Origin of the sequence: Rhizobium sp. Root1204, from assembly GCF_001424965.1 — a bacterium.
Classification (GTDB): domain Bacteria; phylum Pseudomonadota; class Alphaproteobacteria; order Rhizobiales; family Rhizobiaceae; genus Pararhizobium.
Window position 1 is genome coordinate 484958 of the sequence record NZ_LMCZ01000001.1, and the last position, 14189, is coordinate 499146.

Genomic DNA, 14189 nt, shown 5'->3' on the forward strand with positions numbered 1-14189 from the left:
AGCCGGTTCCTCACCCTAAACCTGGTGAAAGGAACGACAATGATCAGGAAATTCACGATGACCGGCCTCGCGCTGGTTTTCTCCGCCACCTCCTCGTTTGCCGCGACCAATATCAGCTGGTGGCACGGCATGGCCGGCCGCAATGGCGAAGTCATCAACGAGATCGCCACCAAGTTCAACGCATCGCAGACGGCTTGCGCGCTCACCCCGGTTTCCAAGGGCACCTATGAGGAAGCGCTGGCTTCCGGCATCGCCGCTTTCCGTTCGGGCGAACAGCCGAACATCCTGCAGGTCTTCGATGCTGGTGCAGCAACGATCATCAACGCCAAGGGCGCCGTTATCCCGGCTGAAGACCTGATCAACAACGCCGGCTACACGTTCGACCGCGAAGCCTTCATCGATGGCGTGCGCTACTTCTACGCCGATAGCGACGGCAAGTTCGTCGGCATGCCGTTCAACTCGTCGGCTCCGATCATGTACATCAACGACGAAGCCCTGAAGAAGGCCGGCGTCGAAGCCCCGAAGACCTGGGAAGAATTCGAAGCTGCCGCTCCCAAGCTCAAGGCAGCCGGTTTCATCCCGCTCGTCCAGTCGCAGCTGACCTGGCAGTTCACCGAGAACTTCTTCTCGCGCAACAACATCCAGTTCGCCACCAACAACAACGGTTACGACAGCGTCACCGACACGCAGCTGAAGGTCACCGACCCGAACCTCATCATGATGTTCGACAAGCTGAAGGCCTGGGCCGATGAAGGCTACTTCGCCTATTACGGCGCCGGCTGGAACGATAACCAGAAGATGTTCGAAGAAAACAAGGCCGCCCTCTGGATCGGTTCGTCGGGCTCGTTCGGCGGCCTGACCAAGACGGCCCAGATGCCTTTCTCGGCAACCTTCCTGCCGTACTGGGGTTCGATCAAGGGTGCAGGCACATCGTCCTTCATCGGCGGCGCAGCGCTGTTTGCAATGGCCGGCAAGCCGGAAGCCGAAAACAAGTGCGTTGCCGACTTCTTCCAGTTCCTGACCTCGCCGGAAATCCAGAAGTTCTACCATCAGGCAACCGGCTACGTCGCCATTACCAAGGCTGCCTACGAGCTGGCCAAGGCTGAAGGCTACTACAAGGAAAAGCCTGCTGCCGAAGTCGGCATCCAGCAGCTGATGCTGCCGGCTGGTGAATGGTCGAAGGGTTACCGCCTCGGCTTCTACCCGCAGATCCGCGAAATCATGGAACGCGAATACGGCCGCATCTTCGCTGGCGAAGTCTCCGTCAAGGACGCCTTCGATACGATCGAGAAGGAAGGCAACGAACTGCTCGCCCGTTTCGCAAAGACGGCTGGTTGATTTGGTTCCCTTCTCCCCGTCGGGGAGAAGGTGGCCGAAGGCCGGATGAGGGGGTGTTTCGGCGCGTTCAGAGTATGCCGCACCGCCCCCTCATCTCCTCGCTTCACTCGGCACTTCTCCCCGCTGGGGAGAAGAGGGAAGTCCCTCGCACGATCATTTTGAAAGCCCGTTCATGACGAACACGACCACCTCCCAGGCACTGTCCGGAACAATGGCAGCCCCCGGACCCGGCGGGTTTTGGCGCATCCTCGGCCTGAACAAATCCGCCAGCAAGCCGCCGGAAGAGACGGACGCAAAGCGCGTGCAGTTCAGCTCGCGGCTCCTGCCCTATCTGTTTCTGGCGCCGCAGATGGCGATCATCTTCATCTTCTTCTACTGGCCCTCGGTACAGGCAATCCAATCATCCTTCTATCTCGAGGACCCCTTCGGTTTCGGCTCGACCTTCGTCGGTACGGCCAACTATACCGACGTGTTGAAATCCGGCGAATATCTCGGCATCGCCCGTTTCACTGCCGTGTTCACAGCCCTCGTCACGTTCTTTTCGCTTTCGATCGGCCTGCTGCTCGCCGTCAAGGCTGACGGCGTCATCCGCGGCAATGCCACCTACAAGACGCTGCTGATCTGGGTCTATGCCATCGCCCCGCCTGTCGCCGGCCTGATGGGCATGATGATGTTCGACCAGCATATCGGCCCGCTGGTGAAGGTTGCCGCCTTCTTCGGCTGGGACATGAAGGTCGGGCTGAACTACAACGACACGGCCTTCGCGATGATCGTCGTCTCGGTGTGGAAACAGATTCCCTACAATTTCATCTTCTTCCTCTCCGGCCTGCAGGGCATTCCGGTCTCCGTGCGAGAGGCAGCACTGATGGATTGCCGTTCGGGCTTGCGCCGCTTCTGGACCGTCATCCTGCCGCTGCTCGCCCCGACCGCCTTCTTCCTGTTGATCATCAACACCACCTACGCGCTGTTCGACACGTTCGGCGTCATCGACGTGATGGTGAAGGACAAGGCCGCCAACAACCCGATCACGCTGGTCTACAAGGTCTACATGGATGGCTTCCGCGGCAACGATCTCGGCGGCTCCTCGGCCCAGTCGGTCATCCTGATGATCATCGTCTTCGTGCTCACCATCTTCCAGTTCCGCTTCATCGAGCGGCGCGTCCACTACAATTGAGCGGAGGCGAAACCATGCATCGCACCAAGCTTTTCGATCACGTCATCCTGATGATGGGCGTCTTCTTCATGGTCGGGCCATTGCTCGTCGCCCTGATGACCTCCAGCCACGAGGCCGCCGAGATCCACCGCAATGGGCTGAGCATCCTGCCCGGCGGCCATTTCGTCGAGACCTACACCAAGGTGCTGACCAAGGAGGGCGGCTTCACCGGCAAGATCACCGGCGTCCGGATGATGATGAACTCGCTGATCCTCGGCATCGGCTTTGCCGCGGGCAAGATCATTCTCTCGATGCTGGCGGCCTATGCTCTGGTCTATTTCCGCTTCCGCTTTGCCACCATCACCTTCTGGATGATCTTCACGACGCTGCTTCTGCCGCTCGAAGTGCGCATCCTGCCGTCCTACGAAGTGATGAACACGCTGAAGCTGACCAACACCTATACCGGCCTGATCGTGCCGCTGCTGGCGTCGGCCACCGGCACCTTCTATTTCCGCCAGTTCTTCAAATCGATCCCCGACGAACTCCTGGAAGCCGCCCGCATCGATGGCGCCGGACCGTTCAAGTTCTTCATCGACGTGATCGTGCCTTTGTCGAAGACGATGATCGCGGCGATCTTCATCATCATGTTCGTCTATGGCTGGAACCAGTATCTCTGGCCGACGCTGATGACCACCGACGAGAGCTTCTTCACGCTGGTGCGCGGCATCAAGCAGATCCTGCTCGTCTGGGTCGGCTCCAACATTCCCGATTACAACGAAGCCTTTGCGCTGGCGATCCTCGCCATGGTGCCACCTGTGATGATCGTGATGATCTTCCAGCGCTGGTTCATCAAAGGCCTCACCGAAAGCGACAAGTAAAGGAACACCACCATGGCAGCGATCAACATCACCAATGTTTCGAAGATCTACGCAGGCGGTGTCGAGGCGGTGAAATCCGTCTCGATCGACATCGCGGACGGCGAGTTCATCGTGCTGGTCGGCCCGTCCGGCTGCGGCAAGTCCACGCTGCTGCGCATGGTCGCGGGGCTCGAGGCGATCTCCAGGGGCACCGTCGAGATCGGCGACCGGGTGATCAATGACGTCGAACCGGCCGAACGCGATATCGCCATGGTGTTCCAGAACTATGCGCTCTATCCGCATATGACCGTCTACAACAACCTCGCCTATGGGCTGAAGAACCGCGGCACGCCGAAGGCCGAGATCGACGCACGCGTGGCCGAAGCCGCCCGCATGCTGGAGATCGAGCAGTATCTTACCCGCAAGCCACGGGCGCTTTCCGGCGGCCAGCGCCAGCGTGTCGCCATGGGCCGCGCCATCGTGCGCAAACCGGCTGCCTTCCTGTTCGATGAGCCCTTGTCCAACCTCGATGCCAAGCTGCGCGTTTCCATGCGTGGCGAGATCAAGCAGTTGCAGAAGCGCCTCGGCACCACTTCGCTCTACGTCACCCATGACCAGCTGGAAGCCATGACGCTGGCAGACCGCCTCGTCGTCCTCAACGGCGGCCAGATCGAGCAGATCGGCCGGCCGCTCGATGTCTATCACACGCCCGCCTCGACCTTCGTCGCCAGCTTCATCGGTTCTCCTGCGATGAACCTCCTGCGCGGCACCCGTGAGGGCACGCAGCTGCATTTTGGCAGCCAGGTGCTCGACCTAGGCCGCGCCCCGGCATTTCCCGGCCCGGTCACCGTCGGCATCCGCGCCGAAGACCTGCGGATCGCGTCAACCGGCGAACCGTCGCTGACGCTGAAGGTCGAATATATCGAGGAACTCGGCGCCCAGCGCCTCGTTCACGGCACCGTCGACGGCAAGAAGCTGACGGCCTCGCTGTCGCCCGAGATCGGGATCAGCGAAACCCTATCTCTCTCCATCGCCCCGGAACGCCTGCATTTCTTCGATGCCGACACCGGCAAGCGCCTGGCGCAACCGTTCGACGCTTCCGCCACCAAACGCGAAACCGCGCAGACGCTGGAGATGGCTGCCGGGTGAGCAGCGGCCACCTTATCTCCCGTCCAAAAATCGCTTGACGAACCCATAACTCTTTGGCTATTTATCCAAACCAATAGCCAGAGAGTTATGTATTTTCATGCCAGATCAAGCCACGCTTTTTAAAGCCCTTGCCGACCCGACGCGGCGCGCCATCTTCGAGGGCCTGTGCCGTGATGGCGACCAGACCGTTGCGGCACTGACGGCCCGGGCGGGCATTTCGCAGCCGGGCGTGTCGAAGCATCTGGCCATTCTCAAAGGGGCCGGACTGGTCAGCGACCGTCACGAAGGCCGCCAAACCCAATACAGCGCCCAACTTGGCGCCCTTGCGCCTTTGACCGAGTGGACGGACCAGATGACAGGCTTCTGGCAGGGCCGGTTCAACAAGCTCGAAGATTTGCTGAACAGGATGGATCAATGAGCGCTGCACCGGCTTCCACACGCACCATCATTGTCGAGCGGGAGATCGCCCATCCGCCGGAAAAGCTGTGGCGGGCGCTTACCCAGCCGCATCTGATCTCCGAATGGCTGATGAACAACGACTTCAGTCCTGCCGTCGGTCACCGGTTCAATCTTCGCGGCGAATGGGGTGGCGTTCTCGATTGCGAGGTGCTCGTCGTCGAGCCGCAAAAAACGCTGTCCTATACCTGGATTTTCAAGCACGACGATCCGGCCTTTGATCTCAACAGTGTCGTGACGTTTACGCTCACTCCCATCGCCGCAGGAACCCGCCTGCGCATGGAACAGTCGGGATTCCGGCCGGATCAGAAGCAGGCCTATGGCGGTGCCAAAGCAGGCTGGCGCACATTTCTCGCAAAGCTGGAACAGGTTGTCGCGCAGACGGCCTGAAGGTCTCCAACGGTTCTCATCACGGATAACGACGGGAGTTTTCAATGAATTCGAACATGTGGATTCGCCAGGCGCACCGATGGCTATCGATCCTGTTTACTCTCACCGTCATTGCCAATTTTGGGGCGATGGCGCTGGGTGAACCTCCGCCGTGGGTGGTTTACGCGCCGCTGCCGCCACTCTTCCTGCTGCTGTTCACCGGCCTTTACATGTTCGTCTTGCCCTATGCGGTAAGGTGGCGTGGGTCAAAGGCTTGAGCCGGACGCGCCGCTTGTTGTCCTTCCCCTGATGCAATCAATCGAGAGACGCCATGGCCCCTATGATGATCACGGACATTGAAGACTACTTCACAAAGGGATGCGGCCGCTGCGAGCGTTTTGCGGGACCGGACTGTTCCACCCGGCAATGGTCGCAGGGCCTGGACGATCTGCGCCGGATTTGCACCGACGCGGGGCTGGTCGAAATGGTTAAATGGGGCCACCCCTGTTACATGCACCAGGGACGCAACATCGTCATCTTCGGCGCCTTTCGCGGTGATTTCCGCCTGACCTTTTTCAACGCCGCACTGATGAAAGACCCTGAAGGCGTTCTCGAAAAGCAGGGCGCGAACACGCAACATGCCGACATGATCCGCTTCGTTGACAGCGCGGATGTCACACGGATGGAAGACGTTATCCGGTCCTACCTGACGGAGGCGATGGGATACGCCGAGGCCGGCATCAAGCCGCCAAGAGACACGAGCGAACTGGAGTTGCAGGATGAACTGGTTGATGCGCTGGATTCCGATCCCGAACTTGCAGAAGCCTTCTGGGGCCTGACGCCGGGGCGACAGAAAAGCTACGTCATCCATCTCAGCTCGACCAAAAACCCCGAAACGCGCATGGCGCGCATCGAAAAGTTCCGGTCGAAGATCATCGCCGGAAAAGGCGCCATGGAGCGGTAATCGCCGTTCCGGGCGAGGTCGGCCGGATCACCATCGGCTTCCACGCCAATGACCTGCGGATCGCGGCATCCGAAAACAAGCACGTTGAGAGGCTGGCAATGTAAGCGGGCAGGACCGTAATCGGCGCGAAGGAGAGCTGACCAATCAGACATTTGCCGCCGCCCTGTAAACCAAGTGCAGCGTGACGAGATCGTTTCAAAGCCTACGCGCTTCAAGCCGTCGCTTGTCGCGCTCGGCATGTTCCGAGCCCAGCTCTGTCAGACGGAACTGGCGTTTCTGAAATTCCCCTCGGATAAGGATGAAGCCTTGTTCTTCGGCTTCGCTTAAAGTCTTCAGGCTTGTGCCTTTGGGAGGAGACTGCCAATCAACGCCAACGGCGCTGTGCAGCAAAACCATTATCTTGATAATCTCGTTTCTCCATTGCCGTGCATACAGCCGAACACATAGCTTCGCACGTGCGCCACCGCAACGTCTGCGTCTAGCGGGAAGCTGCCGTAGCGTCTGGCCGGATATGCCCGGCACTCGCAGGCCTCCCCAATGCCACCTCTTCGAAGGCGGCCCCGAAGTCCAATCCATCGTCACCCGTTGACTTCGGCATTGTTCACCGCGATAGGGTCGAGCCAAGAATTCTGGCAAGCGCCAGCCAAACAACAGCAGGAGTACAATCATGAGCGAACTGACCGTAGCGGATGCAACAAACCGCATTTATGAATCGCTCCAGGCGGATAATGCCGATATCGACATGCATATCGCCAATCTCAAGGCGGCGCTGACGCGGGCAGGTTTGAAAGAAGCCGTCTTCGACCCGGCCAAGTTGGTGCAGAACAACCGTTCGGGCAGAAAACTGATGCAGGCCTATTTTCGCCAGCGCGGCGTGACGGTGACCTATTCGGCGTCGTGACGCCTTCCCATGACGTCAGCCCGATCGCAGCGGCCGGCTGACACCCTTGAAGTGGGGCGAACGTTCACCCTCACCACATATGGAACAAAAACCCAGTTCTCCGAGTTGTAAGCTATTCGATCACCGCCGCGAGATTGATCTGGAGGCCTTGGCGATGTCCGCGCTGGTCGAAACTTCAGGACTAAGCAAGATTCGAAACCAACGATAGGAGGAAGAAATGTCTTGTTATTCCACTATGGTCGTCGTCGCTGCATCATGCTTTGCGTTGGCCGGATGCCAAACGGCGAACATGAATTCCGCCGCTGGCCCGGCGTCACCCGGCTGCGTGGCTGGGACGGTTGGAGGGGCAGTTGTGGGCGGCGTGGCAGGGTCGGCGATCGGGTCCGGCACAGGCCAACTCTGGGCCGTTGGCGCCGGGGCGACATTGGGCGGTGCTGCCGGTTCTGCAATCGCTTGCGGCCGCTAATTGTTTACGACAAGGCAGGTGGCGAAAGATATGCGTCACTTGCCTGAAAAATAATCTGATTTGTTCATTTGCCGTCATGACCTTAAAGACCCTCGACGTGCAGAGCACGCCGGGGGCTTTTCTGCGCCAAATGGCAGGTCCATTTCCTCAAACAATGCCGCGTTCGCCTCAGAGCGTGTCGATCAGCCCACCGTCCACGCGCATGGAAGCCCCGGTCGTCGCGGATGCCAAGGGCGAGGCGAGATAGGTCACGAGATTGGCAACCTCTTCGACGCTGGTCGCGCGCTGAATGATCGAGCTGGCGCGATGCGTCTTGACGAAGTCCGCCGCAAGCTCCTCGATCGGCTTGCCGGTCTTTGCACGCTCTTCGGCAAGCATCGCCTCGACGCCTTCCGAGAGTGTTGGGCCTGGGAGGACCGAGTTCACGGTCACGCCAGTGCCCGCCATGCGCTTGGCCAACCCGCGGGCTACCGCGATATCTGCGGTCTTGCTCACGCCGTAATGGATCATTTCCACCGGAATATTGAAGCCGGATTCCGACGCGATGAAGATCACCCGGCCCCAGTCGCGGGTCTGCATGCCCGGAAGGTAGGCGCGCGACAGCCGGACGGCCGACATGACGTTGACCTGCCAATGGCGATCCCACACCGCGTCGCTCGCCTCGAAAAAGTCGAGCGGCTGAAAAATACCCGCGTTGTTGATGAGAATGTCCACATGAGGAACCTCTGCGACGAGCGCGTCACAGCCTTCAGCGGTTGCGACATCGGCTGCAAAGGCGGCGACTGTGCCCCTCGCCCCTTCGCCTCTCAAGCGTTCGGCGGCCTTGGCGGTCTTTTCGTCAGACCTTCCATTGATCACCACGTCCGCGCCTGCCCTCGCAAGCTGGCGGGCGATCGCGTAGCCGATGCCTTCGGTAGATCCAGTAATCAGAGCGGTCTTGCCTGCGAGGTCGATCTGCATCTGCTGCTCCTTGTGAGGTTGAGCCCACAAGGTATGAACTTGCGGCCGGTCCCGCAACAGCCCGCGCAGGCCTCGTTTGCGGCAAGAACGCTTGCCTACCAGACCGCTTGCGATTTGCAGACAGTTGCGATAGCGTTGCACCACTTGCAAATTACAAGCAGTCCGATCTGTGAACCCACTGTGAGAAGGGACCGGTCATGGGCAAACTTATTTTGGCAATGAACGTCTCCATCGATGGCTATGTCGATGATCTCGGCGGAAATTTGGTCATGGCCGCCCCAAGCCAAAAGCACTTCGATTACTGGATCGAGACGATCCGCAACCATGTCGGCGCTGTGTATGGCCGGCGGATGTACGAGGTCATGCGCTACTGGGACGATGATCATCCGGAATGGGATGCTTCGCTGCGCGAGTTCGCGGCAGTCTGGCGCAAAATGCCCAAATGGGTCGTTTCACGCACGCTTTCGGAGGCCGGCCCGAACGCCATGCTTATCTCCGGCGATATCGAAACGCAGGTTCGCGACATCGTGGCCCGCACGGACGGTACGCTCAGCGTTTCCGGCCCGGAACTGGCCGGGCTTATGACAAGGCTGGGCCTGATCGAGGAATATCACCTGCACGTGCGGCCGTTCGTGCTCGGCGGGGGCAAACCTTTTTTCCACGCGGCACGGCCTCCGCTGCATCTGGTGTCGAGCACATTGATCGATGATGATACGGTTCATCTGATCTATGTGCCGCGGGACTGAGCGGTAAGGCGAACCGGCGCGGACGTCTGCACATCGCGCACCACCGACGCCATCCGCCGCTCCCCCCAAAAAAATTCATCCCCGCAAATCCCCGCTCTCAAAACCCGTGCCATACTTCTTCCCGTCCCATCACGGATACACCGGTTTGCGTTGCCGGCGAGGTGGGGCCGGTGCCCGGACGGTTTGGCGAAACGCGCGCGAAATCCCCGGGGCTGCGTGAAAGGTGGTTCTCCTCCGGTTCGTGAAAATGAACCGGGCGTGCCGGGTGGTCACACCGTTCTTGGACGGTCCAGGGCCAGACCCCGCCGGATTGAAAGGCTTGGCGGATAAGCGGCCGGGCTGGGGCATTGGAGGCTTTCCTGTCAGAGAGGAAAGCGCAGAAGAACCTGAGAAGCGCGGCAAAANCCGGATTGAAAGGCTTGGCGGATAAGCGGCCGGGCTGGGGCATTGGAGGCTTTCCTGTCAGAGAGGAAAGCGCAGAAGAACCTGAGAAGCGCGGCAAAAGACACTGAAACGGGGCACATCGCGTGTCACCTACTTCTACTTACCTGAGGCACCCGATGTGCCCCGGCCGATCCTGCCGACCCCAAAGCCGGCAGACATTGCAGATGCTNGGGGCACATCGCGTGTCACCTACTTCTACTTACCTGAGGCACCCGATGTGCCCCGGCCGATCCTGCCGACCCCAAAGCCGGCAGACATTGCAGATGCTTCAAGCCACGGGCGGAAAAGCCGCCGCGTGATCGGGAAGGCATGTCCAAATATGGCCCCCGGCAGAAATCTGTATGGTTCACCGGATACGATTTGATATAGACAAGCCTCATTCAATGACGCCCCCGATCAACAGGAAATGTCCCATGGCGAAAATCGTAAATGTCGCGGTCCAGATGGATCATGTCTCTGGCATCACTATCGCCGGTGACAGTACCTTTGCCATGAGCCTTGAGGCGCAGGCGCGCGGCTATAAGCTGTTCCATTACACGCCGAACCAGCTGTCGCTGCGCGACGGCAAGGTGATCGCCACTGTTCAACCGATGAGCCTGCGCGACGTCAAGGGCGACCACTACACGCTGGGAGATGCCGAGCGCATAGACCTCTCCACCATGGACGTGGTGCTGCTTCGCCAGGATCCGCCCTTCGACATGGCCTATATCACCTCGACGCACCTGCTCGAGCGCGTCCATCCGAAGACGCTTGTGGTCAACGATCCGGCCTGGGTGCGCAACTCGCCGGAAAAAATCTTCGTCACCGAATTTCCCGACCTGATGCCGAAGACGCTGATCACCCGCGATCCCGCCGAGATTGCCAGTTTCCGCGCAGAGATGGGCGATATCATCCTGAAGCCGCTCTATGGCAATGGCGGCGCCGGCGTCTTCCATTCGACCCGCGATGACCGCAACATGTCGTCGCTCCTGGAAATGTTCGGACAAATGTTCCGCGAACCCTTCATCGCCCAGGAATACCTGCCGGCCGTGCGCAAGGGCGACAAGCGCATCCTGCTCGTCGATGGCGAGCCGGTCGGCGCGATCAACCGGGTGCCTGCCGAACACGATGCCCGCTCCAACATGCATGCGGGCGGCACGCCGATGCCGACGGACCTGACGGCGCGGGAAAAGGAAATCTGCGCCCGCATCGGACCGGCGCTGCGTGAACGCGGCTTCCTGCTCGTCGGCATCGATGTGATTGGTGACGTGATGACCGAGATCAATGTCACCTCTCCTACCGGTCTTCGCGAAGTGAAGAAATTCGGCGGCGCCGATATCGCCGCGCTGCTCTGGGACGCGATCGAACGCAAGCGCGCCTGATGAATGATTGAGCGGCCGGGGCGGCTATCCGTCCCGGCGCCCGATTTCATCCCCCGGATGTTCACGGTTGTTCCGCTCCGTTCCTGAGGTACAACCGAGCCACAACCAGGCCGATTGGAACAGTCGAATCTGTTCGATAATTGTTCTTGTTTTATTCCGTTATTCGTGCAAGATTTCACACCACAACCGGAAAAGGTTGTGGTGGCGGGTTGCTGACCTGCCTCGCGGCAAGAGGGGCAATCATGGTCGCGCGTGTCAGTACGGTTGCATTTCAAGGCATAGAAGGCCTGCCTGTCGATGTTCAGGTGATGGTCGCGCCGGGCAAGGTCGGCATGCAGATCGTCGGCCTTCCCGATAAGGCGGTCGCCGAAAGCCGCGAGCGGGTGCAGGCAGCACTCCACGCCTCCGGCCTGTCGCTACCCGCCAAGAAGGTCACCGTCAATCTTGCGCCTGCTGATCTTCCCAAGGAAGGCTCGCATTTCGACCTGCCGATCGCGCTTGGCCTGATGGCGGCACTCGGCGCCATTCCCGGCGATGCGCTGGATGGATATGTGGTGATCGGCGAACTCAATCTCGATGGCACCATCGCCGCTGTCTCCGGAGCCCTGCCCGCCGCCATCGGCGCCAACGGCCTTGGCAAAGGCCTGATCTGCCCGTCCGACAGCGGCGCTGAGGCCGCCTGGGCGGGATCCGAGATCGACATTCTGGCGCCGCGCAGCCTGATTGCGCTCGCCAATCATTTCCGTGGCACGCAGGTGCTGTCGCGTCCCGAACCGGCCGTGCGTGCCAGCCCCGCCAACATGCCGGATCTCGCTGATATCAAGGGCCAGGAAAGCGCCAAGCGGGCGCTGGAAGTGGCAGCGGCCGGAAACCATAACCTCTTGATGGTCGGTCCGCCCGGTTCCGGCAAGTCGATGCTGGCCGCCCGCCTGCCCTCGATCCTGCCGCCTCTCTCACCGCCGGAACTGCTCGAAGTGTCGATGATCCACTCGATCGCCGGGCAACTGGCCGGCGGTAAGCTGTCGGACCGGCGCCCCTTCCGCACGCCACACCACTCCGCCACCATGGCGGCGATGATCGGCGGCGGCCTGCGCGCCAAGCCGGGCGAAGCGTCGCTGGCCCATAACGGCGTATTGTTTCTCGATGAATTTCCGGAATTCACGCCGCAGGTGCTCGATGCGCTGCGCCAGCCGCTCGAAACCGCCGAATGCATCATTGCCCGCGCCAATCACCGCGTCACCTATCCGGCCGCCATCCAGCTGGTTGCCGCGATGAACCCCTGCCGCTGCGGCATGGCGGGAGAGCCCGGCCATAGCTGCGCCCGTGGCCCGCGCTGCGTCTCCGATTATCAGGGCCGCATCTCAGGTCCGCTGATGGACCGGATCGATATCCGCATCGACGTCCCCTCGGTCACCGCCGCCGACCTGATCCGTCCGGCACCGGCCGAACCGAGCGCCGTCGTCGCCCGGCGGGTGGCGCGCGCCCGCGAAATCCAGATGGACCGCTTCATCGCACTTGGCATGCCGCACATCCTTTCCAATGCCCGCTGCTCAACAGCGATGATTGAAAAGATGACCGAGCCCGACGCTGGCGGACTGCAATTGCTGCGGGATGCGGCGGAGAAAATGAAGTTTTCGGCACGCGGTTATCACCGGGTGCTGAAGGTGGCCCGCACGCTTGCCGATCTCGATGAGAAGGCGACGGTCGGGCGCATTCATCTCGCCGAAGCGATTTCCTACCGGATCGCCGGCGAGCGGTTGACGGCAGCGGCGTAACATTTTCCCCGGCAACGCGAGGCAGGTTATCATCGCGAAGGAAGCGCCTCAGGAGGGTGCTGCCAGTTCTTTGAAAAGAGCATAGTGAAGACGGGGCTGTTCGGTCGCCCTCAGTGCTTTTCGGCAAGTTCCTTCGGCACCGGGAGCAACCGGGTCCCTGCGTGATCAATCGAAAAGGCAGCAAGCTGAGATACGGGATTGCGGTGGCGCCGCCAGATTGCGGCGCCACCGCGCATAAAATCCCTAACCGCCCAGACCTTCGAACAGCGCCGTCGACAGATAGCGCTCTGCAAAGGACGGGATGATCACGACGATGGTCTTGCCTTCGTTTTCCGGGCGCTGGCCGATCGTGATCGCCGCCTTCAGCGCGGCACCGGATGAAATACCCACCGGCACGCCTTCCAGGCGCGCCACGTGACGGGCGGTCTCGATGGCTTCCGGGCTCGAAACGGTGACGATCTCGTCATAGATTTTCGTGTCGAGGATGGCAGGCGCAAAACCGGCGCCGATACCCTGGATCTTGTGCGGACCGGGGGCGCCGCCGGAGAGAACCGGAGATTCGACGGGTTCAACGGCAATGACCTTGACCGACGGCTTCTTCGCCTTCAGCACCTGGCCAGCACCGGTGATCGTGCCTCCCGTGCCGATGCCGGACACGAGAATATCGACGCCACCATCGGTGTCGTTCCAGATTTCCTCGGCCGTCGTCTTGCGGTGGATTTCCGGGTTGGCTGGGTTTTCGAACTGCTGCGGAATGATCGCGTCCGGCAGCGTCGCGGCCAGTTCCTCGGCCTTGGCAATGGCGCCCTTCATACCCTTCGGGCCTTCCGTCAGCACCAGTTCCGCACCGAGCAGAGCCAGCATCTTGCGGCGCTCGATCGACATGGTCTCCGGCATGGTGAGGATGAGCTTGTAGCCCTTTGCAGCGGCAGCAAAGGCGAGCGCGATGCCGGTATTGCCGGAGGTCGGTTCGATCAGCGTCGTCTTGCCGGGGGTGATCTTGCCCTGCGCTTCCAGCGTTTCGATCATCGCGACGCCGATACGGTCCTTGACGGAGGCGATCGGATTGAAGAATTCGAGCTTGGCGAGAAGGTTGGCCTTGACGCCGTTTTCCTTGGCCAGCTTGTCGAGGCGAACGATCGGCGTATCGCCAATGGTCTCGGTGATCGAGGAATAGACGCGGCCGCGGCCGGGTTTGCGCTGTTCTGACATGGTGCTCTCCCTTTTCTCATCAGTTGGCGCAGAGAATA

General features: G+C 60.6%; 16 protein-coding genes. 13 read left to right on the forward strand and 3 right to left on the reverse strand.

What is annotated here, in order from left to right:
• Positions 1-39: 39 nt before the first annotated feature.
• From ASC96_RS02360 to ASC96_RS02395, 8 genes are all read left to right on the forward strand, one after another.
• Positions 40-1338, forward strand: a complete 1299-nt coding sequence (locus tag ASC96_RS02360; protein WP_060500930.1) for an extracellular solute-binding protein — start codon at positions 40-42, stop codon at positions 1336-1338.
• Between the two features lie 349 nt (positions 1339-1687).
• Positions 1688-2512 carry an ABC transporter permease subunit gene (locus ASC96_RS02365; RefSeq protein ID WP_060501421.1) on the forward strand — a complete coding sequence of 275 codons (825 nt, stop codon included), beginning with the start codon at positions 1688-1690 and terminating at the stop codon, positions 2510-2512.
• A 14-nt stretch (positions 2513-2526) separates the two neighbouring features.
• Entirely contained in the window at positions 2527-3369 is an 843-nt protein-coding gene (ugpE, locus tag ASC96_RS02370) for a sn-glycerol-3-phosphate ABC transporter permease UgpE (protein WP_060500931.1), read from the forward strand.
• A 12-nt stretch (positions 3370-3381) separates the two neighbouring features.
• On the forward strand, positions 3382-4497 hold the full coding sequence (locus ASC96_RS02375; protein ID WP_060500933.1) for a sn-glycerol-3-phosphate import ATP-binding protein UgpC: 1116 nt from the start codon (positions 3382-3384) through the stop codon (positions 4495-4497).
• Positions 4498-4594: 97 nt separating this feature from the next.
• The gene (locus tag ASC96_RS02380; protein ID WP_060500935.1) at positions 4595-4915 is read left to right on the forward strand and encodes a metalloregulator ArsR/SmtB family transcription factor; all 321 of its coding nucleotides are present in this window, start codon (positions 4595-4597) and stop codon (positions 4913-4915) included.
• Positions 4912-5343, forward strand: coding sequence for an SRPBCC domain-containing protein (locus tag ASC96_RS02385; protein ID WP_060500937.1), 432 nt, complete (start codon positions 4912-4914; stop codon positions 5341-5343). Before ASC96_RS02380 ends, ASC96_RS02385 begins: the two co-directional genes overlap by 4 nt.
• A gap of 44 nt (positions 5344-5387) precedes the next feature.
• The gene (locus ASC96_RS02390) at positions 5388-5600 is read left to right on the forward strand and encodes a hypothetical protein (RefSeq protein ID WP_060500939.1); all 213 of its coding nucleotides are present in this window, start codon (positions 5388-5390) and stop codon (positions 5598-5600) included.
• Between the two features lie 65 nt (positions 5601-5665).
• Entirely contained in the window at positions 5666-6286 is a 621-nt protein-coding gene (locus ASC96_RS02395) for a YdeI/OmpD-associated family protein (RefSeq protein ID WP_060501423.1), read from the forward strand.
• A gap of 195 nt (positions 6287-6481) precedes the next feature.
• On the opposite strand, the gene ASC96_RS31445 is transcribed toward ASC96_RS02395, so the two are convergent.
• Complete coding sequence (locus tag ASC96_RS31445; protein WP_060511960.1) at positions 6482-6682, reverse strand: hypothetical protein; 201 nt, start codon at positions 6680-6682, stop codon at positions 6482-6484.
• Between the two features lie 271 nt (positions 6683-6953).
• Between ASC96_RS31445 and ASC96_RS02400 the strand changes: the two genes are divergently transcribed.
• The gene (locus tag ASC96_RS02400) at positions 6954-7187 is read left to right on the forward strand and encodes a hypothetical protein (RefSeq protein ID WP_060500941.1); all 234 of its coding nucleotides are present in this window, start codon (positions 6954-6956) and stop codon (positions 7185-7187) included.
• A 217-nt stretch (positions 7188-7404) separates the two neighbouring features.
• A complete protein-coding gene (locus ASC96_RS02405) occupies positions 7405-7653 on the forward strand; it encodes a glycine zipper 2TM domain-containing protein (protein WP_060500944.1) in 249 nt (82 codons plus the stop codon).
• A 168-nt stretch (positions 7654-7821) separates the two neighbouring features.
• Here ASC96_RS02405 and ASC96_RS02410 read toward each other — a convergent pair whose 3' ends face one another.
• A complete protein-coding gene (locus ASC96_RS02410) occupies positions 7822-8613 on the reverse strand; it encodes an SDR family oxidoreductase (RefSeq protein ID WP_060500947.1) in 792 nt (263 codons plus the stop codon).
• Between the two features lie 197 nt (positions 8614-8810).
• On the opposite strand from ASC96_RS02410, the gene ASC96_RS02415 reads away from it, so the two are divergent.
• The 3 genes from ASC96_RS02415 to ASC96_RS02425 all read left to right on the forward strand — a co-directional run bounded on the left by ASC96_RS02415 (position 8811) and on the right by ASC96_RS02425 (position 12939).
• Positions 8811-9359 carry a dihydrofolate reductase family protein gene (locus ASC96_RS02415; protein ID WP_060500949.1) on the forward strand — a complete coding sequence of 183 codons (549 nt, stop codon included), beginning with the start codon at positions 8811-8813 and terminating at the stop codon, positions 9357-9359.
• A gap of 857 nt (positions 9360-10216) precedes the next feature.
• Positions 10217-11164 (forward strand): glutathione synthase, encoded by a 948-nt coding sequence (gene gshB / locus ASC96_RS02420; RefSeq protein ID WP_060500951.1) that lies wholly within the window; start codon positions 10217-10219, stop codon positions 11162-11164.
• Between the two features lie 242 nt (positions 11165-11406).
• Complete coding sequence (locus tag ASC96_RS02425) at positions 11407-12939, forward strand: YifB family Mg chelatase-like AAA ATPase (RefSeq protein WP_060500953.1); 1533 nt, start codon at positions 11407-11409, stop codon at positions 12937-12939.
• Positions 12940-13182: 243 nt separating this feature from the next.
• Here ASC96_RS02425 and cysK read toward each other — a convergent pair whose 3' ends face one another.
• Positions 13183-14151 (reverse strand): cysteine synthase A, encoded by a 969-nt coding sequence (cysK, locus tag ASC96_RS02430; RefSeq protein ID WP_060500954.1) that lies wholly within the window; start codon positions 14149-14151, stop codon positions 13183-13185.
• Positions 14152-14189 lie beyond the last annotated feature (38 nt).